At 71.6% G+C, this 18,351-nt stretch carries 15 protein-coding genes and 1 riboswitch; of the genes, 6 read left to right on the forward strand and 9 right to left on the reverse strand.

Annotation, left to right across the window (positions count from 1 at the left end; genetic code table 11):
• Window positions 1–75: 75 nt before the first annotated feature.
• The 4 genes from ACF059_RS02145 to ACF059_RS02160 form a co-directional block, all read right to left on the reverse strand.
• The gene (locus tag ACF059_RS02145) at window positions 76–1,575 is read right to left on the reverse strand and encodes a glycoside hydrolase family 3 protein (RefSeq protein ID WP_392050222.1); all 1,500 of its coding nucleotides are present in this window, start codon (window positions 1,573–1,575) and stop codon (window positions 76–78) included.
• A 7-nt stretch (window positions 1,576–1,582) separates the two neighbouring features.
• Window positions 1,583–2,467 carry a carbohydrate ABC transporter permease gene (locus ACF059_RS02150; RefSeq protein WP_361946707.1) on the reverse strand — a complete coding sequence of 295 codons (885 nt, stop codon included), beginning with the start codon at window positions 2,465–2,467 and terminating at the stop codon, window positions 1,583–1,585.
• Window positions 2,464–3,459 carry a carbohydrate ABC transporter permease gene (locus ACF059_RS02155; RefSeq protein WP_392050225.1) on the reverse strand — a complete coding sequence of 332 codons (996 nt, stop codon included), beginning with the start codon at window positions 3,457–3,459 and terminating at the stop codon, window positions 2,464–2,466. Before ACF059_RS02155 ends, ACF059_RS02150 begins: the two co-directional genes overlap by 4 nt.
• A 91-nt stretch (window positions 3,460–3,550) precedes the next feature.
• Window positions 3,551–4,831 carry an extracellular solute-binding protein gene (locus ACF059_RS02160; RefSeq protein WP_361946713.1) on the reverse strand — a complete coding sequence of 427 codons (1,281 nt, stop codon included), beginning with the start codon at window positions 4,829–4,831 and terminating at the stop codon, window positions 3,551–3,553.
• Window positions 4,832–5,121: 290 nt separating this feature from the next.
• On the opposite strand from ACF059_RS02160, the gene ACF059_RS02165 reads away from it, so the two are divergent.
• From ACF059_RS02165 to ACF059_RS02185, 5 genes are all read left to right on the forward strand, one after another.
• Window positions 5,122–5,886: a GntR family transcriptional regulator gene (locus ACF059_RS02165; protein ID WP_361946780.1), complete on the forward strand. Its 765-nt coding sequence runs from the start codon at window positions 5,122–5,124 to the stop codon at window positions 5,884–5,886.
• 138 nt (window positions 5,887–6,024) lie between these two features.
• Window positions 6,025–8,244 (forward strand): carbon starvation CstA family protein, encoded by a 2,220-nt coding sequence (locus tag ACF059_RS02170; RefSeq protein ID WP_392052993.1) that lies wholly within the window; start codon window positions 6,025–6,027, stop codon window positions 8,242–8,244.
• Window positions 8,241–8,438, forward strand: coding sequence for a CstA-like transporter-associated (seleno)protein (locus tag ACF059_RS02175; RefSeq protein WP_392050228.1), 198 nt, complete (start codon window positions 8,241–8,243; stop codon window positions 8,436–8,438). Before ACF059_RS02170 ends, ACF059_RS02175 begins: the two co-directional genes overlap by 4 nt.
• Before the next feature lie 203 nt (window positions 8,439–8,641).
• Window positions 8,642–8,774: riboswitch (cobalamin riboswitch) on the forward strand.
• A gap of 142 nt (window positions 8,775–8,916) precedes the next feature.
• Window positions 8,917–11,304 (forward strand): ribonucleoside-diphosphate reductase subunit alpha, encoded by a 2,388-nt coding sequence (locus ACF059_RS02180; protein ID WP_392050230.1) that lies wholly within the window; start codon window positions 8,917–8,919, stop codon window positions 11,302–11,304.
• Window positions 11,304–12,320 carry a ribonucleotide-diphosphate reductase subunit beta gene (locus ACF059_RS02185; protein ID WP_360888139.1) on the forward strand — a complete coding sequence of 339 codons (1,017 nt, stop codon included), beginning with the start codon at window positions 11,304–11,306 and terminating at the stop codon, window positions 12,318–12,320. Before ACF059_RS02180 ends, ACF059_RS02185 begins: the two co-directional genes overlap by 1 nt.
• Before the next feature lie 94 nt (window positions 12,321–12,414).
• On the opposite strand, the gene ACF059_RS02190 is transcribed toward ACF059_RS02185, so the two are convergent.
• A complete protein-coding gene (locus ACF059_RS02190) occupies window positions 12,415–12,633 on the reverse strand; it encodes a hypothetical protein (RefSeq protein ID WP_392050233.1) in 219 nt (72 codons plus the stop codon).
• 81 nt (window positions 12,634–12,714) lie between these two features.
• Between ACF059_RS02190 and ACF059_RS02195 the strand changes: the two genes are divergently transcribed.
• A complete protein-coding gene (locus tag ACF059_RS02195; protein ID WP_392050236.1) occupies window positions 12,715–13,680 on the forward strand; it encodes a helix-turn-helix domain-containing protein in 966 nt (321 codons plus the stop codon).
• Between the two features lie 14 nt (window positions 13,681–13,694).
• On the opposite strand, the gene def is transcribed toward ACF059_RS02195, so the two are convergent.
• The 4 genes from def to ACF059_RS02215 form a co-directional block, all read right to left on the reverse strand.
• Window positions 13,695–14,339, reverse strand: a complete 645-nt coding sequence (gene def / locus ACF059_RS02200; protein WP_360888130.1) for a peptide deformylase — start codon at window positions 14,337–14,339, stop codon at window positions 13,695–13,697.
• Window positions 14,340–14,422: 83 nt separating this feature from the next.
• The gene (locus ACF059_RS02205) at window positions 14,423–15,424 is read right to left on the reverse strand and encodes a tetratricopeptide repeat protein (protein ID WP_392050239.1); all 1,002 of its coding nucleotides are present in this window, start codon (window positions 15,422–15,424) and stop codon (window positions 14,423–14,425) included.
• Window positions 15,425–15,529: 105 nt separating this feature from the next.
• On the reverse strand, window positions 15,530–16,783 hold the full coding sequence (locus tag ACF059_RS02210; RefSeq protein ID WP_392050242.1) for an HD-GYP domain-containing protein: 1,254 nt from the start codon (window positions 16,781–16,783) through the stop codon (window positions 15,530–15,532).
• Complete coding sequence (locus ACF059_RS02215) at window positions 16,780–18,243, reverse strand: HD-GYP domain-containing protein (RefSeq protein ID WP_392050245.1); 1,464 nt, start codon at window positions 18,241–18,243, stop codon at window positions 16,780–16,782. Before ACF059_RS02215 ends, ACF059_RS02210 begins: the two co-directional genes overlap by 4 nt.
• Window positions 18,244–18,351: the final 108 nt, after the last annotated feature.

Below are 18,351 nucleotides of genomic sequence, written 5' to 3' on the forward strand. Positions count from 1 at the left end.
ACACCGGCACACCGCGAAGGGCCGGGCTCCCCTCGGGGAGCCCGGCCCTTCGTCCATCCCGTCCCGGCAGCGGCGCTACACCCCGGCGATGACCTCCGCCGCGGCGCGGCCGCACACGCGGGACGCGCCGTGCGTCGCGATGTGGAGGGCTCCGCGCGGGGCGGCCAGGGGGACGCCCATCTCCACGACCACCGTGTCCGGCCGCGCGGCGACCAGGGCGTCCAGGGCCTCGGTCATCCACGGGTGGCGGTGCGCGTCCCGGACGACCGCGACGACCGTGCGCGACCCCGCCGCGGCCAGGATGTCGGCGGCCGTGGCGCCCTGCGGGTAGACGTCCGCCCGCGTGCCCGGGAGCAGCGCGGCCAGTTCACCGGCCGTGCCCCACGGGGTCTCGTCCCCCACCGCGATGTTCGCGACGGGCGCGAGGGTGGCGACGTACGGCGCGTCGAGCTTCCCCGCCGTGCCGGTGACGCGCAGGGCCCGGCGGGCTGCCGTGAGCCCGATGCCGGACGCGCGGCTCCCCTCCGGCCGCGCGTCCGGCCGTACCCCGAGGGTCCACGCGGCCAGGGCGCGCACCCGGTCGGCGGCGTCGGCGAGGCGTTCCTCGGGGAGCGTGCCCTCGCGTACGGCCGCGACCAGCGCGTCGCGCAGCCGCAGGACGGTGGCCTCGTCGGCCAGTCCCCCGCCGACGCAGATGGCGTCGGCGCCCGCCGCGATGGCCAGGACGGAGCCGCGCTCGATCCCGTACGTCCCGGCGATGGCGTTCATCTCCATGCCGTCGGTGACGATGAGCCCCTCGTAGCCGAGCTCGTTGCGGAGCAGCCCGGTCAGGATCTGCGGGCTGAGCGTGGCCGGGCGGGTCGGGTCGAGTGCGGGCACGAGGATGTGCGCGCTCATCACGGCCTTGGTGCCGGCCTCGATGGCGGCCTTGAACGGGACGAGTTCGCGCGCGGCGAGGGTGTCGAGGTCCACGTCGATGCGCGGCAGGGCGTGGTGCGAGTCGACGTTGGTGTCGCCGTGGCCCGGGAAGTGCTTGGTGCAGGCGGCGACGCCGGCGGCCTGGAGGCCCTCGACGTAGGCGGCGGTGTGCCGGGCGGCGAGGTGGGTGTCGGCGCCGAAGGACCGTACGCCGATGACCGGGTTGTCCGGGTTGGAGTTGACGTCCGCGGAGGGGGCCCAGTTGAGGTTCACCCCGCAGGCGGCGAGGCACCGGCCCAGCTCGCGGGCGACGTCGCGGGTGAGGCCGGTGTCGTCGACGGCGCCGAGGGCCAGGTTGCCGGGGAAGGACGAGCCGGCCCCGACCTCCAGGCGGGTGACGTCGCCGCCCTCCTCGTCGATGGCGACCAGGACGTCGTCCCGCTCGGCGCGCAGCTGCGCGGTCAGCGCGGCGAGTTGCTCCGGGGAGGCGATGTTGCGGCCGAACAGGCCGACGGCGGTGAGCCCTTCGCCGATCCGGCGCAGCAGCCAGGCGGGGGCGGTGGTGCCCTCGAAGCCGGGCTGGAGGACCGCGAGGGCGTCGCGGGTGACGGCGTCGTTCGCATCAGACGCGGTGACCCGGTGCGCGAGGACAGTCATGACGGCGTCATCCCTTCACGGCGCCGGCGGTGAGGCCCGCGGCCATCTTGCGCTGGACGATCAGGAAGAGGACCACGATGGGCAGCGCCATCATGGTGGAGCCCGCCATCATCGGGGCGAACTCGGTGCCGTTCTTGGTGGTGAAGTTGCCGAGCCACACGGTGGCCGTCTGGTTCTGCTGGCTCATGAGCATCAGCGCGTAGAGGTACTCGTTCCACGCCTGGATGAAGCCGTAGACGGAGGTGGCGACCATGCCGGGGGCGAGCAGCGGGAAGACGACCCGCATGAAGGCGCCGGTGGGGGTGCAGCCGTCGACCATGGCCGCCTCCTCCAGCTCCTTGGGGATGTTGACGATGAAGCCGCGCAGCGTCCACACCGTGAAGGGGAGGATGAAGGTCAGGTACGTGATGATCAGGCCGGTGAGCTTGTCGTACTGGCCGAGGTCGTTCAGCAGCAGGAAGACCGGGATGATCATCGCGACCAGCGGGATCATCTGGACGGCGAGGATGCCGACGATCACGACCTTGCGGCCGCGGAAGGCGAAGCGGGAGATGGCCAGGGCGGCCAGCATGCCGACGACGATGCCGATGGTGACCACGACGAGCGAGACGATCATGCTGCGGCCGACGGGGCCCCAGAAGTCGGAGATCTCCAGCGCGCGCCGGAAGTTGTCCAGCGTGAAGGTGGACGGGAAGAAGTGCGGGTTCGGGTCGATCGCGTCCTTGGCCGGCTTGAAGGCCGTGTTGAGCATCCAGTAGACCGGGAAGCCCGCGATGACGAAGACCAGCAGCCCGACGAGGTTCCAGCCGAGCTTGGACTTCTTCCTCTGCTTCAGGCGTACGGCGGCGCGCGGGGGCGCGGTGGACGTGGTCGACGTGGTGGTGACGGTCATTCCACCTCTCCGATCTTGAGCATCTGGCGCATGTAGACGGCGACCACTCCGAGCAGCAGCAGGACGGTCACCAGGGCGATGGCGGAGCCGCCCGAGTAGTCGTTGACCACGAAGGCCTGCTGATAGGAGTAGGTGGTCAGCAGCTGGAACTCGGCCTCGGGGTTGCCGTTCCGCATGACGAAGACCTGCGGGAAGACGCCCATGTCCCAGATCACCGAGAGGGTCGTCAGCATGACGATGATCGGCTTGAGGATGGGCAGGGTGACGTGCCGGAACACGCCCCACGCGCCGGCGCCGTCGAGGCGGGCGGCCTCCTCCAGCTCCTTGGGCACCTGCGTCAGACCCGCGCTGAGGGTGATGACGACGAAGGGGACCGCGCCCCAGACCACCAGGAGCGTGATCACCGCGAGGCCCTGGGGGCCGCTGGCGAACCAGTTGTGGCCGATCATGTCGACGCCGGGGAGCTTGCTCATCAGGTAGTTGAGGACGCCGTAGTCGGCGTCGAAGAGCCACTTGAAGACGGCGGTGGCCACGATGATGGGCATGCCCCAGCTCGCGACGAGGGCGATGCTGATGAGTGCCTTGACCCAGCCGGAGACCTTCTGCAGCAGCAGCGCGATGAGCATGCCGATGACCATGGTCAGGACGACCGCGCCGACCGCGAAGACCACGGTGCGCAGGACGACGGACCAGAACACGCCGTCGCCGAGGATCTTCGTGAAGTTGTCGAAGCCGACGAACTCGGCCTCCTTGAAGCCCCAGAGCTCGGACTTGCCGAACTTCTGGAAGGAGAGGGACACCAGCCGGAAGAGCGGGTACCCCATGACGAGGACGATGACGAGCAGGCACGGGGCCAGCAGCAGCCATGGGGTGGCGCCCGGGCCCTTGCGTACGGGACGGCCCGGCGAGCCGGCCCCGCCCGTCTTCGCTCCGGGAGAAGTCTTCTGCTTCGCCGGCGGCAGGTCGGCGGTGGTTGTCTGTGCGGCACTCATCGCGCGCTCCTCGGGAGTCCCTCTCTTGACGGGCAGCAGGGCCCCGCCCCGGCCCGGACCGGGCGGGGGGCGGGGCCCTGCCGACTACAGGTCACTTGGTGTTGATGACCTTGTCGATCTCGGCGTCGGCGGCCTTGGCCGCGTCCTCGACCGACTTGTTGCCGGTGCCGATGTCACGGAGCATCGTCTGGAGGACCTTGGCCTTCTCGATCTGGCCCCAGCCGGACGCCGTCGGGACGAACCAGGAGGACTCGGCCGCGGTGGCGGCGACCTCGGTCTTCGGGTCGGCCTTCAGCGGGCCGAGGTCCGTCTTGTTGTTGGGCAGGTTGCCCTTGGCGATCAGGCCCTTCTGGCCCTGGGCGCCGGTGAAGACGTTGATCCACTCGGCGGCGACGTCCTTGGCCTTGGACTTGGCCGGGATGGCGAGGTCCGAACCGCCGAGGAAGACGGGCAGGTTCTTGCCGTTCGGGCCGGGCTGGACGAAGTTCTCCAGCTTGTCCTTGAGCCCGCCGACCTTGTCGCTCTCCGGGGCGGCCGCGGTGGCGCCCTCCCAGCCGGCGGCGAAGATCGCGGCGGAGTTGCCCTGGCCGAAGACGACCGGGCGGTCGGCCTCGTCCTTGGTCTTGTCCGCGTGCATGTACTTGTCGAGGAGCTCCTTGTACTGCTTCAGCCCCTTCAGCGACTCGGGGGAGGACAGGGCGCCCTTCCACTTGTCGCCGTCCTTCTTGGCGATGGCGCCGCCGGCGTCGTAGACGTAGGACATCGCGGCGTACCAGTCCGGGGAGGGCTGGTAGAGCGCGCTGAACTTGTCGCCCTTCGCGGCCTGGATCTTGTCCAGGGCGGCGGTGTATTCCGCCCAGGTCTTCGGGGCGGCGGTGACGCCGACCTCGGCGGCTATGTCCTTGCGCCAGGTGCCCACGCGGCCACCTGCGTAGTAGGGGACGCCGTAGGTCTTGCCGTCGTAGGTGACGGACTGCTTGAGGGCGTCCAGCCAGGCGCCGGAGTTCTCGAACTTCGAGGGGTCGACGTCGGCGAACGCGCCGGTCGACATGTAGCCGATCATCTCGGAGTTGCCCATCTCGACAACGTCCGGGGCCTTGTCCGTGGCGAGCACGGCGTCCAGCTTGGCGTTCTTGTCCGGCCAGCCGTAGTACTCGTGCTTGATCGTGAGGCCCGGGTGCTTCGCGACGACCGCGTCGTCGGCCGCCTTCACCAGCTCCGGCCAGTTGTTCTGGGCGTCGACCGTCAGCCAGACGGTGAGCTCCTTGGCGCCGGAGGCCTTGTCGCCCCCCTTGCTGTCGGAATCACCGCATGCCGCCAGGCCGATAACCATGCCCGCGACTCCAACCGCCGCGATGAGCTTGCGCTTCACGCCACCCTCCTCAGGGATGCCTGCCTGCACTTCCCTTGCCCGCCGCGGCGACATACGCGAAGTACTGCACGTGGGGCCGGGATCCGATCCATATTGGTGTAGACCAGTAGCTGGAGCTTGGCCTAGACCTTTAGGGGTGTCAAGGGTCTAATGAGCGGGTGCTCGGTCCGTTATCGGACCGACACCTGGGGAGAGAGAAGGCCTGTCCCCCCACACGTGTCACGATGTGACCGCACATATCGGAGGAGCCGGTGACGGCAGCGAAACTGGAGTCGGGAAGGCGGGCGGCGATGGCCACCGAAGGGGCGATCACGGAGCCGGAGAGCGGGGCGGCCACCCGTACGGCGCGTGTACCCAAGTACTACCGACTCAAGCGGCACTTGCTCGACATGACCGAGACGCTGCCGCCCGGCACCCCGGTCCCGCCGGAGCGCACGCTCGCGGCCGAATTCGACACCTCGCGGACCACCGTCCGCCAGGCCCTCCAGGAACTGGTCGTCGAGGGACGGCTGGAGCGCATCCAGGGCAAGGGCACCTTCGTCGCCAAGCCCAAGGTCTCCCAGGCGCTCCAACTCACCTCCTACACCGAGGACATGCGCGCCCAGGGCCTGGAGCCGACCTCCCAGCTCCTCGACATCGGCTACGTGACGGCCGACGACACCCTCGCCGGGCTGCTCAAGATCACCACCGGTGGGCGGGTGCTGCGCATCGAGCGGCTGCGGCTGGCCAGCGGCGAGCCGATGGCCATCGAGACCACGCACCTGTCGGCCAAGCGCTTCCCGGCGCTGCGCCGTTCGCTCGCCAAGTACACCTCCCTCTACACCGCACTGGCCGAGGTCTACGACGTCCACCTCGCCGAGGCCGAGGAGACGATCGAGACCTCGCTCGCCACCCCGCGCGAGGCCGGGCTGCTCGGCACCGACGTCGGGCTGCCGATGCTGATGCTCTCCCGGCACTCGCTGGACGCGGACGGCGAACCGGTGGAGTGGGTGCGGTCGGTGTACCGCGGGGACCGGTACAAGTTCGTCGCCCGGCTCAAGCGCCCCGCCGTCTGACCCCCGCCCCCGCGGCTTGGCACACGGTCCCGCCCGGAATCTTCACAGACCGCAATGCGGACGGGGCCTTACGTTCACCGGCCAATCCCCCGTAGATTCCCTGCGCTTACGCAGATGATCGACGAGGGGACGAGGGTCATGGCCGAACCGGAAGCAACAGGGACAGAACGGGACGCGGCGAGTCCGGGCACCACGACGGGCTCGCCCTCCCCGAAGTCCGTCGCCGCGTGGGTGCTCGTCGGACTCATCGGCGCGATGGGCTGGGGCGTACTGGCGCTCTCGCGCGGCGAGGAGGTCTCCGCCGCCTGGCTGCTCGCCGCCGCCCTGGGCTCGTACGCGATCGCCTACCGCTTCTACGCGCGCTTCATCGCCCACCGCGTCCTGAAGGTGGACAAGACCCGGGCCACCCCCGCCGAACGCCTCGACAACGGTGTCGACTTCCACCCGACCGACCGGCGGGTGCTCTTCGGCCACCACTTCGCAGCCGTGGCCGGCGCCGGGCCGCTCGTGGGCCCCGTGCTCGCCTCGCAGATGGGCTACCTGCCCGGCACCATCTGGATCGTCGCGGGCGTGATCTTCGCGGGCGCCGTGCAGGACATGGTCACGCTGTTCTTCTCCACCCGGCGCAACGGCCGCTCGCTCGGCCAGATGGCCCGGGACGAAATCGGCCCCGTCGGCGGAGCCGCCGCCCTGGTCGCCGTGTTCGCCATCATGATCATCCTGCTGGCGGTGCTGGCGCTGGTCATCGTCAACGCCCTGGCGCACTCCCCCTGGGGCGTCTTCTCCATCGGCATGACCATCCCGATCGCCCTCTTCATGGGCTTCTACCTGCGCGTGCTGCGGCCGGGCCGGGTCACCGAGGTCTCCACCATCGGCGTCGTCCTGCTGCTGATCGCCATCGTCGCGGGCGGCTGGGTCGCGGAGTCCTCCTTCGCCGACACCTTCACGCTGGAGAAGGAGACGCTGGTCCTCTGGATGGTCGCGTACGGCTTCGTCGCCTCGGTGCTGCCGGTGTGGATGCTGCTCGCGCCCCGCGACTACCTCTCCACCTTCATGAAGATCGGCACCATCGCCCTGCTCGCCCTGGGCGTGGTCATCGCGATGCCGACGCTGAAGATGCCGGCGATCACGGACTTCGCCTCGCGGGGCGACGGCCCGGTCTTCGCCGGGTCGATGTTCCCGTTCGTCTTCATCACCATCGCCTGCGGGGCCCTGTCCGGCTTCCACTCCCTGGTCGCCTCCGGCACCACCCCGAAGATGATCCAGAAGGAAACCCAGGTCAGGGTCATCGGCTACGGCGCGATGCTCACCGAGTCCTTCGTCGCCGTCATGGCGATCATCGCGGCCTGCATCATCGAGCCGGGCCTCTTCTTCGCGGTCAACTCCCCCGGCGGCGTCGTCGGCGCCACCGTCGAGTCGGCCTCGCAGGCGGTGACGAACTTCGGCTTCGCCATCTCCCCCGAGGCGCTGACGCAGGCAGCGAAGGACGTGGAGGAGGCCAGCCTGCTGTCCCGTACGGGTGGCGCGCCGACCTTCGCACTCGGGATGTCGGAGATCTTCTCGTCGGTGTTCGGCGGGGCCGGCATGAAGGCCTTCTGGTACCACTTCGCCATCATGTTCGAGGCGCTGTTCATCCTCACCACGCTCGACGCGGGCACCCGCGTCGGCCGGTTCATGCTCCAGGACACCCTGGGCAACCTGCACAAGCCGTTCAAGGACGTCAGCTGGAAGCCGGGCGTGTGGCTGGCGAGCGCGGTCGTCGTGGGCGCCTGGGGCTACTTCCTCTGGGTGGGCGTCAAGGACCCGCTGGGCGGGATCAACCAGCTGTTCCCGCTCTTCGGGATCGCGAACCAGCTGCTGGCCGCCGTCGCCCTGGCCGTCTGCACCACCCTGCTGGTGAAGTCGGGCCGGCTGAAGTGGGCGTGGGTGACGGCCGTTCCCCTGGTGTGGGACGTGGCCGTGACCCTCACCGCCAGCTACCAGAAGATCTTCTCCGACAACCCGAAGATCGGCTTCTTCGCGCAGCGCAGCACCTACCAGGACGGCATCGACGCCGGGAAGGTACTCAAGCCCGCGAAGGACATGGGCGAGATGCACACCGTGGTCACCAACGCCACGGTGGACGGGGTACTGTCCGTGATCTTCGCCCTGCTGATCGTCATCGTGCTGCTGGACGCCGCCCGGACCTGCCTGAAGGCCGTCCGCGCGCCGGAGTCGGTCACGCTCGCCGAGGTCCCGTGGACCGAGTCGAAGATCATCGCCCCGGCCGGGCTGATCGCGACCGCCGAGGAGAAGGCGGAGCTCGCCGCGGCGGGCCTCGACTCGGGCGGCGGACGGGTCAAGGAGCCGGTGGCGTGAGCGCCGTACGGGACGTCCTGGCGCGGGCCCGGTTCTACGTACGGGAGTTCTCCGGGGAGGCGGCCTACGACCGCTACGCGGCCCACGCGCGCTCCCACGACCCGGACGCGCGGGTCATGACCCGCCGCGAGTTCGAGCGCGCCCGCACGGACGCGCGCGAGGCCGACCCCCGCGAGGGCTTCGGCTGCTGCTGACCCCCGCCCGCCACGCACCCGAGGGGCCCCGCCGGACGACCGCGCGGGGCCCCTCGGCTGTGCGCGTCGGCGCGCGCGGCCCTTGGGGGACCGGCCTGCCCGCCTTCCTCGGCGGCGCCGTCCCCGGCGATAGCGGAGAGGTACCACGTGCGGACGGCGCGTCGCGGGGGACACAACATGTGGGGGGTCACGCATCAACTGCCCACCACATGTATGCTCATGGCTGCTGTCGCCGCAGGGGAATCCGGTGCGAATCCGGAACTGTCCCGCAACGGTATGAAGTGTCCGCCTACCGGATACGAAGTCCGAGGACCTGCCGACAGCGCGCCCGGCTCGACCGAACCGGGTGCCGACACGTCCGGGCTTCGCGGTTGGGCCGGTGGACGCCATGCGGTAGGTCGCGCTCCGGCGCGCCCGCATGCGCCCGCCCGCGCCCCGCTCCGCCGATGACCGGGCCGAGCGAGGGAGAGCTCCCGCCGTGACCATCGCGCCTTCAGCACCGCGCGCCGAGTCCACTTCTGGCGACAACACCGAGGGCCCGGGGGCCACGCTGCTGCGTACCCTCACCGAACTGACGGCGGACCTCCCCGACACCGATCCCGGCCGGGTCGCCGCCGCCGCCCTGCGCGGCCGCAGCGCCGCCGCCGACGACGCCGAGCTGCGCGGCCTGGCCACCGAGGCCGCCGCCGGTCTGATCTCCGAGGACCCGGCGTACTCCCGGCTCGCCGCCCGCCTGCTGACGCTCGCCGTCCGCGACGAGGCCGCCGGGCAGGGCTCCACCTCCTTCTCGGCCTCCGTCGCGGTCGGCCACCGCGAGGGGCTCATCGCCGACCGCACCGCGCAGTTCGTGACGGCCCACGCCGCCCGCCTGGACGCGCTGGTCGAGCACACCCTCGCCGAGGGCGCCGACGACCGCTTCGGCTTCTTCGGCCTGCGCACCCTGCACAGCCGCTACCTGCTGCGCCACCCCATCACCCGCCAGGTCATCGAGACCCCGCAGTACTTCATGCTGCGCGTGGCCTGCGGCCTGGCCGCGGACGAGAGCGTCCAGGCCGTCGAGGAAGTGGCCTCGCTGTACCGGCTGATGAGCCGCCTCGACTACCTGCCCTCCTCCCCCACGCTCTTCAACTCCGGCACCCGCCACCCGCAGATGTCCTCCTGCTACCTGCTGGACTCCCCGCTGGACGAGCTGGACTCGATCTACGACCGCTACCACCAGGTCGCGCGCCTGTCGAAGCACGCGGGCGGCATCGGCCTGTCGTACTCCCGCATCCGCGCCCGCGGTTCGCTGATCCGCGGCACCAACGGCCACTCCAACGGCATCGTGCCGTTCCTGAAGACCCTCGACGCCTCCGTCGCCGCCGTGAACCAGGGCGGCCGCCGCAAGGGCGCCGCCGCCGTCTACCTGGAGACCTGGCACGCGGACATCGAGGAGTTCCTGGAGCTGCGCGACAACACCGGTGAGGACCAGCGCCGTACGCACAACCTGAACCTCGCCCACTGGGTCCCGGACGAGTTCATGCGCCGCGTGAACGCGGACGCCGAGTGGTCGCTGTTCTCCCCGGCCGACGTGCCCGAGCTGGTCGACCTGTGGGGCGACGAGTTCGACGCCGCCTACCGCAAGGCCGAGGCCGAGGGCCTGGCCCGCAAGACCATGCCCGCCCGCGACCTGTACGGCCGGATGATGCGCACCCTCGCGCAGACCGGCCAGGGCTGGATGACCTTCAAGGACGCCTCCAACCGCACGGCGAACCAGACCGCCGAGCCGGGCACGGTCGTGCACTCCTCGAACCTCTGCACCGAGATCATCGAGGTCACCAACGACGGCGAGACGGCCGTCTGCAACCTCGGCTCGGTCAACCTGGGCGCGTTCGTCGTCGACGGTGAGATCGACTGGGAGCGGATCGACGAGACCGTCCGCACCGCCGTCACCTTCCTCGACCGCGTGGTGGACATCAACTTCTACCCGACCGAGCAGGCGGGCCGCTCCAACGCCCGCTGGCGCCCGGTCGGCCTGGGCGCCATGGGCCTCCAGGACGTCTTCTTCAAGCTGAAGCTGCCCTTCGACTCCCCCGAGGCGAAGGCCCTGTCCACCAAGCTCTCCGAGCGCATCATGCTCGCCGCCTACGAGGCCTCCTGCGACCTCGCCGAGCGCAGCGGCCCGCTGCCGGCCTGGGAGCAGACCCGCACCGCGCGCGGCGTCCTGCACCCGGACCACTACGACGTGGAGCTGAACTGGCCGGAGCGCTGGGACGCGCTGCGCGCCCGCGTCGCCGAGAGCGGCATGCGCAACTCCCTGCTCCTGGCCATCGCCCCGACGGCGACCATCGCCTCCATCGCGGGCGTCTACGAGTGCATCGAGCCGCAGGTCTCCAACCTCTTCAAGCGCGAGACGCTCAGCGGTGAGTTCCTCCAGGTCAACGCCTACCTGGTGGACGAGCTGAAGCGGCTCGGCGTGTGGGACGCCCAGACCCGCGAGGCGCTGCGCGACTCCAGCGGCTCGGTCCAGGGCTTCGGCTGGATCCCGGCCGAGGTGCGCGAGCTGTACCGCACGGCGTGGGAGATCCCGCAGCGCGGTCTGATCGACATGGCGGCGGCCCGTACGCCGTTCCTCGACCAGTCGCAGTCGCTGAACCTGTTCCTGGAGACGCCCACCATCGGCAAGCTCAGCTCGATGTACGCGTACGCCTGGAAGCAGGGCCTGAAGACCACCTACTACCTGCGCTCGCGGCCCGCGACGAAGATCGCCCGCGCCGCGTCCGGCTCCGCCGTCCCGGCGGCCGCCGCCCCGCTCCCGCAGGCCGTCGACGCCGACGCGCTGGCCTGCTCCCTTGAGAACCCCGAGTCCTGCGAGGCCTGCCAGTAATGACCACCAGCGAACAGAAGAACCTCCTCGACCCGGGCTTCGAGCTGACCCTGCGCCCCATGCGCTACCCGGACTTCTACGAGCGCTACCGGGACGCGATCAAGAACACCTGGACCGTCGAGGAGGTCGACCTCCACTCGGACGTCGCCGACCTGGCGAAACTGACGCCGGCCGAGCAGCACATGATCGGCCGTCTGGTCGCGTTCTTCGCGACGGGCGACTCGATCGTCTCGAACAACCTGGTGCTGACGCTCTACAAGCACATCAACTCCCCGGAGGCGCGCCTGTACCTGTCGCGCCAGCTGTTCGAGGAGGCCGTGCACGTCCAGTTCTACCTGACGCTGCTCGACACCTACCTGCCCGACCCGGACGACCGCGCGGCCGCCTTCGACGCGGTCGAGGAGATCCCCTCCATTCGCGAGAAGGCGCAGTTCTGCTTCCGCTGGATGGACTCCGTCGAGAAGATCGACCGGCTGGAGACGCAGGCCGACCGCCGCCGCTTCCTGCTGAACCTGATCTGCTTCGCGGCGTGCATCGAGGGCCTGTTCTTCTACGGCGCCTTCGCCTACGTCTACTGGTTCCGCTCGCGCGGCCTGCTGCACGGCCTGGCGACGGGCACCAACTGGGTGTTCCGCGACGAGACCATGCACATGAACTTCGCGTTCGAGGTCGTGGACACGGTCCGCAAGGAGGAGCCGGAGCTCTTCGACGACGCGCTCCAGCAGCAGGTCACCGACATGCTGAAGGAGGCCGTGGAGGCGGAGCTGCAGTTCGGGCGCGACCTGTGCGGTGACGGCCTGCCGGGCATGAACACCGAGTCGATGCGCGAGTACCTGGAGTGCGTCGCGGACCAGCGCCTGGTCCGTCTCGGGTTCCCGCCGGTGTACGGCTCGCAGAACCCGTTCTCCTTCATGGAGCTGCAGGGCGTCCAGGAGCTGACGAACTTCTTCGAGCGCCGGCCGTCGGCCTACCAGGTCGCGGTCGAGGGCACGGTCGACCTGGACGAGGACTTCTAGACCGCGCGAGCAGACCGCGCTACGGCGCAGACGGCGCACGGCGTCCGATCACGGGCCCGGCGGGTGAGCACCTCACCCGCCGGGCCTTCGGCGTTCACTTGCCGGGGGCGTGCCGCAGGACGATGCGGGCCGCGCCGGCCGTGCGCGGGCGGGGCCGCGGCTGCGGCTGCCCGTGGCGGATGAGCTGCTCGCGCTGCTGGGCGGCGCGTACCTGCCGGTCGATCCGGCGGTCGCGGGCGATGCCGTAGAGCGCCGGGCCGAGCAGGAGGGCGGCGACGGCGAGGACGGCGAGGTAGTTCAGGAAGCTGTTCATGGCTCCACTCTCGCCGGGTCGACCAACATCAAACAGTGGCAGGACTGTCATGAAGGCGCGAATTACTGCCACACTGGAGTCATGCTGAACAACGTGGCGGTAGCGCTGGTCGACGGGGTGACCCCCTTCGAATTCGGGATCTTCTGCGAGGTCTTCGGGATCGACCGCAGCGAGCAGGGGCTGCCGGTGTACGACTTCGCCGTGTGCGCGGCCGAGGAAGGCCCCCTGACCATGGCCGACGTCGGGTTCGCCGTCACACCCGCGCACGGCCTGGAGCGGCTCCACGAGGCCGACCTGATCTGCCTGCCCGCCGACCGGCGGGCGCCCGTGCGGGAGTACCCCGAGCCCTTCCTCGACGCCCTGCGCGGGGCCGTGGACCGGGGGGCGCGGGTCCTCAGCGTGTGCAGCGCGGCCTTCGTGCTCGGCTCGGCCGGGCTGCTGGACGGCCGGCGCTGCACCACGCACTGGATGCACGCCCCGGCCCTGGCCCGGCGCTTCCCGCAGGCGATGGTGGACCCGGACGTGCTCTACGTCGACGAGGGCCAGGTGATCACCTCGGCCGGCACCGCCTCGGGCATCGACGCCTGCCTGCACGTGGTCCGCCAGGAGCACGGCGCCGAGGTGGCCAACACCATCGCGCGGCGCATGGTCGTACCGCCCCACCGGGACGGCGGGCAGGCCCAGTACATCCAGCGGCCGCTGCCGCGCACGGCCTGCGACACGGTGGGCGAGGTGATCGCCTGGATGGCCCGCCACCTGGAGGACGAGATCACCGTCGAGCACCTCGCGGAGCGCGCGCACATGTCCCCGCGGACCTTCGCCCGCCGCTTCCTCCAGGAGACCGGCACCACCCCGTACCAGTGGGTGCTGCGCCAGCGGGTGCTGCTCGCCCAGGAGCTGCTGGAGTCCACCGACGAGACGGTGGACGCGATCGCCGGCCGCTGCGGCTTCGGCAACGCGGCGGCCCTGCGCCACCACTTCCTGCGGACCCTGGGGACCACGCCGAATTCCTTCAGGCGTACCTTCCGGGGCCCGCAGGCCGCCTAGCCACCGCGCGGGGACTAGGCGTTGGGGACGGTCTCGTAGCGCGGGGTGCCCTCTTCCATCTGGCGCAGGGCGTCCTTGCGGTCCCGCTTCGAGAGCCGGTCGATGTACAGGTAGCCGTACAGGTGGTCGGTCTCGTGCTGGAGGCAGCGGGCGAAGTAGCCGGTGCCGCGCACCTTGATCGGGTTGCCCTGCGCGTCCTGGCCCTCGACCTCGGCGTAGTCCGGGCGGGCCAGCGAGGCGTACGCCGTCGGGACGGACAGGCAGCCCTCGTTGGAGTCGTCCAGCACCCGCGCACCCGCCGGCAGCTCGACGAGCTTCGGGTTGACCACGACACCGGTGTGGCGCACACCGTCGTCGTCCGGGCAGTCGTAGACGAAGACCTTGGCGTCCACGCCGATCTGGTTCGCGGCCAGGCCCACGCCCTCCGCGGCCTTCTGGCTCGCGAACATGTCGTCGATCAGCTGCGCCAGCTCGTCGCCGAACTCGGTGACGTCCTTGCACTCCCGGTGCAGGACCGGGTTGCCGACGACGGTGATCGGGCGGGCGGTGCCGCGCTCACGGTGGGCGAGCTCGCGCGCCGCGCAGTCCTCCGTGTCCACGACGTACCCGTCGTTCGCGACCCCGACATCGCCGACAAACTCGTTCTCCTGCTGCGACATGTCCGCCGTACGCCTTCCGTAAGTACCGGTCACCGGTGGTCGCCTATGGCCACCGATGTGCCCGTACAGCCTACGGCCAAGGCTCAGCAGACTTCTTCGAGATCCCGCCACTCCCGGGTGCCCGGGCTGTCCGAGACCCAGCCGTCGAGCAGGCCCCGCACCAGTCCGGCCGGCGCCGCGATGCCGCATTCGCGCTCGGGCACCCACAGGGAGCCGGACCCGGCCGTACGGTGCCCCAGCGGGCCCGGGTGCCCCGGCTCGCTGTGGTCGTGCGGATCCAGGTGCTCGCCGTCGCCCTCGTCGCTCGGCATCTCGCTCTCCGAGCAGGTCCGGCACAGCAGCCGCACCGACGAGGACCAGTCCTCGGCGGCGAAACCGGCGTCCGAGGCGAGCTGCTCCAGCGCGTCGCGGTCCGCCTCGGTGGCCGCCTCCAGCAGCACCACCCAGGTGGGCACCGGCGACGGAGCCCACAGCTCGATCTCGTCGAAGACGGGGTACGAGGGGCCGGCGGCGGTCACCCGCTCGCCGTGCGGGACCCCGTCGTGGAGCACGACCTCGCCCCAGCGCCGCCCCGAGGAGGGCAGCGGGATCGACAGGACCTCGATCCGGGCCGGGTCGAGCCTGCGGCCCCACACGACCTCGGCCTCGCCCTCGGGCGAGAGCCGCACGGCGGCGCTCCCCAGCTCCATGCCGACCGGTTCGCCGCTGCCCTTGCCGCCCGCCCCGTGCGGGTCTCCGGGCACCTTGAGCCCGTAGGCCTGCCAGGCCCGCCGGGCCAGCGGCCAGTCCTGGAGCGCGGTGGCGGCGATGCCGACGTTCCACCAGTCCGGGGCGCCGGTCTCGCGGTCCAGCAGGGCCACGGCCCGCAGCCCGGCGGCCCGCGCCTGCTCCCAGTCGTGCCGGAACTTGTGCAGCAGCGCCAGATTGAACCAGGACTCCGACAGCCAGGGCTCCAGGTCCGCGGCTCTCGTGAGCAGCGCGCCCGCGTCCTCGTACCGCCCGTCGCCGATCAGCGTGAACGCGCGGTCGGTGGCCTGCCGCCACGAGGCGGAGGGCCGATGCCGTACCTTCCCGAAGATCCTCACGATTCCCGCCTGCCGGTCCTACGATGCAGCCTTGCGGACACTCTCACGGTCCCCCTTACTGGCATCCAACCATGCCCACTCGGACGGCCGCTCATTACCCATGGGTTACCCAGGTGGGACGGGAACAACTCTGTCACGTCCGCCCCTGGCCAGAACCCTCGCCAGGCACTCCACGACCTCCGGCTGGTAATCGTGCCCGGTGCCCAGGCGGAGCTGCTCCAGGGCGGCCAGTGAGCCACCCGGGTGACGGCCCCCGCCGGCCAGGTCGTCGTACGCGTTCACCGTACGCACGATGCGGGCCAGGGCGGGCTGCTCCCGGTAGGGATCCGCCTGCCGCTCCACCACGACGGCGACCTCGGCGGGCACCCCGGTCTGCCGGGCCACCTCCCCGCCCAGCCCGGCGATCCGGCGCGCCTCGGCCGCCGGCAGCTCGGCGGTGGCCCCGTCCGGGACCGGGTCGACGAGGGAGAGCTGCCCGATGTCGTGCATCAGGGCGGCGTACTCCAGCACCGTGAGCTCCCGCTCCGACAGGCCGAGCTCGCGGCCGACGGCGCAGCTCAGGGCCGCGACCCGGCGGGCGTGGCCCGGCCGGGTGTAACCGGCGATCTCGGTGGCACGGGCCAGCGAGGTGATGGTCTGGCGGTAGGTGGTGCGGATCGCGGTGATCCGGTGGAAGGACAGCTGCGTCAGCAGCAGCGGCACGCTGAAGACGGGCAGGGCCCACAGGCCCGCGACGGCCACGCCCAGGGCCATCACGACGCCGGTGGCGCAGATCGCCGCGCCGATGCCGAGCTGGGCGCGCAGCTCGTCGCGCAGCAGGGGACCGTACGGCCAGCCCGTGCGGGCCCCGGCCAGCGCCGCGGCGAGCACGGCGTCGCACAGGGCGGTGAGGCCGAGCAGACCGACCAGGAACAGGACGAGGTACGGCCCCTGGCCCACCCGCTCCTCCAGCCGGCCGGAGTTGTAGAGCGGCTGGAAACAGGCGGCGGCGAAGGCGACGGTCAGGACCCGCCGGGAGAGGTGGTCCACGGCGGGGCCGCGGCCGCGGGCCACGTGCGGGACGATCCCGAGGAGGGCGGCCGCGACGACGACCGCGACGATCTGGAACACGCCGTGGTGGGTGGGCTGGCCGGCGTTCTGGCCGAGCAGGGCGTAGGCGAGGGCGCCGGCGGAGCCGAGCGGGGCGGGCTGGCGGTCGCCGCCGTCCGCCCTGCGGGCGAGCTCCCCGACGGCGATCAGGGTCCCGAAGGCGAGGGCCGCTCCGGGCTCGGCGACGCCGTTCCACAGGGTGTGCCCCAGCCCGACGGCGGTGAGCACGGCCGCGGCCCCCCGCACGCCCCACACGGCCGTCGGCCTCATGTCCCGTCCCCCGCCCGCCGGGGGCCCGGCGCGTCGGCCGGCGCCGCCGGTGCGGCCTGCCGCGGGCCCTGGCCGGGCAGCGCGGACAGCGCCGGCCCCGCACCGCCGCCGCCCCCGGGGGCAGCGGACGGGCCGATCACCTGGAGGTCCTCGTCGGAGGTGACCACGGGGTGCCAGCCGTGCCGTCCGATGGCGCCCGTCAGGGCCCGGACCATCACCGGGTCGAACTGGGCGCCCGCGCACCGCTCCAGCTCGGCGAGGGCCGTCGGCACCGGCCGGGCCCGGCTGTAGGAGCGGGTCGAGGTCATCGCGTCGAAGGCGTCGGCCACCGCCACCACGCGGGCCAGGACCGGGATCTGCTCGCCGGTCAGCCCGTAGGGGTAGCCGGTGCCGTCCACCCGCTCGTGGTGGTGCAGGATCGCGGCCCGGGCCTCCCCCAGGAAGCCGATGCCGCGGACCATCTCGTGCCCGTACTCGGGGTGCAGCTCGATGATCCGGCGCTCCTGCGGGGTGAGCGGCCCGTCCTTGCGCAGCAGCCGGGTGGGGACGCCGAGCTTGCCGACGTCGTGCAGGATCCCGGCGATGCGCACGACCTCCATCCGGTCCTCGGTCATGCCCAGCTCGCGGGCGATCATGGCGGAGGCCTGGCCGACCCGTTCGCTGTGGCCGCGGGTGTAGCGGTCCTTGATGTCGACGGCCTGGACGAGGGCGCGGATGGTGGCCTGGTGGGCGGCGCGCTCGCGGTGGTACTGGGCGAAGACCCAGCAGGAGATGTACATCGGCAGCAGGACGAGCAGGGCGGCCGGGAGCCCGTACGGGCTGCGCCACATGACGGCCATCATCAGGCCGGCGAGGCCGTGGACGCAGTGCGGGACCAGCGAGAGCGTGAGCAGTCCGCGCCAGGCGACGGCGGCGGGCCTGCGTTCGGCGGTGGCCAGGACGCCCGAGTCCAGCGCGGTGAGCACCAGGCAGAAGGCGACGGCCGAGGCGGCCGCGGGAAGCATCACGTACGGGAAGTCGGCCACCGCGGCCGGCGGCCCGGAGCCCGCGGAGGGCCCGCCGCCCAGGGCGGAGGGGCCGCGCAGCAGCCCGAACGTCTGCCCCGCGGCCCAGGCGGCTATGGACTGCTGCGCGCAGTGCCACACCCGGCGCACCGCGACGGGCCGCTGGACCACGGTGCCGACGAGGCCGCCGGGCAGCGCCACGAGCGCCGCGGCGGCGGGCGGCAGCAGGAAGACGGCGGCCGGCACGACGGGGAAGAAGGCGCCGATGCCCTCGGGCACCCGGCCGCCCAGCGGCGGCCAGAGCCGCACCAGTTCGCAGCCGAGGGAGAGCAGGGCGAGCAGGCCCACGGCCCCCCAGGGCGTGGGGGAACCGGTGAGGGCGGGGGCGACGCACGCCAAGGCCGCGAGAACGGCGCACAGGATGTATCCGCGCGCCCCCGGCGGAAGTGCCCGCATGGCGCTCTCCTCCCCTGTGCCGTGCACGCCGGACGCCGAATCCGACCGGCACCGAATGGGGAGAATAGGCGGGGCCACGGGCGGGTGGGGCCGCAATGTCGTATTGCG

Origin of the sequence: Streptomyces sp. NPDC016562, assembly GCF_043076955.1 — a bacterium.
Taxonomy (GTDB): Bacteria; Actinomycetota; Actinomycetes; order Streptomycetales; family Streptomycetaceae; genus Streptomyces.

What these genes read in the sequence shown, in the direction of transcription:
- ACF059_RS02145 (WP_392050222.1), bottom strand. Translation starts at nt 1,575, where the DNA reads ATGACTGTCCTCGCGCACCGGGTCACCGCGTCTGATGCGAACGACGCC.
- ACF059_RS02150 (WP_361946707.1), bottom strand. Translation starts at nt 2,467, where the DNA reads ATGACCGTCACCACCACGTCGACCACGTCCACCGCGCCCCCGCGCGCC.
- ACF059_RS02155 (WP_392050225.1), bottom strand. Translation starts at nt 3,459, where the DNA reads ATGAGTGCCGCACAGACAACCACCGCCGACCTGCCGCCGGCGAAGCAG.
- ACF059_RS02165 (WP_361946780.1), top strand. Translation starts at nt 5,122, where the DNA reads ATGGCCACCGAAGGGGCGATCACGGAGCCGGAGAGCGGGGCGGCCACC.
- ACF059_RS02170 (WP_392052993.1), top strand. Translation starts at nt 6,025, where the DNA reads ATGGCCGAACCGGAAGCAACAGGGACAGAACGGGACGCGGCGAGTCCG.
- ACF059_RS02185 (WP_360888139.1), top strand. Translation starts at nt 11,304, where the DNA reads ATGACCACCAGCGAACAGAAGAACCTCCTCGACCCGGGCTTCGAGCTG.
- ACF059_RS02190 (WP_392050233.1), bottom strand. Translation starts at nt 12,633, where the DNA reads ATGAACAGCTTCCTGAACTACCTCGCCGTCCTCGCCGTCGCCGCCCTC.
- ACF059_RS02195 (WP_392050236.1), top strand. Translation starts at nt 12,715, where the DNA reads ATGCTGAACAACGTGGCGGTAGCGCTGGTCGACGGGGTGACCCCCTTC.
- def (WP_360888130.1), bottom strand. Translation starts at nt 14,339, where the DNA reads ATGTCGCAGCAGGAGAACGAGTTTGTCGGCGATGTCGGGGTCGCGAAC.
- ACF059_RS02210 (WP_392050242.1), bottom strand. Translation starts at nt 16,783, where the DNA reads ATGAGGCCGACGGCCGTGTGGGGCGTGCGGGGGGCCGCGGCCGTGCTC.
- ACF059_RS02215 (WP_392050245.1), bottom strand. Translation starts at nt 18,243, where the DNA reads ATGCGGGCACTTCCGCCGGGGGCGCGCGGATACATCCTGTGCGCCGTT.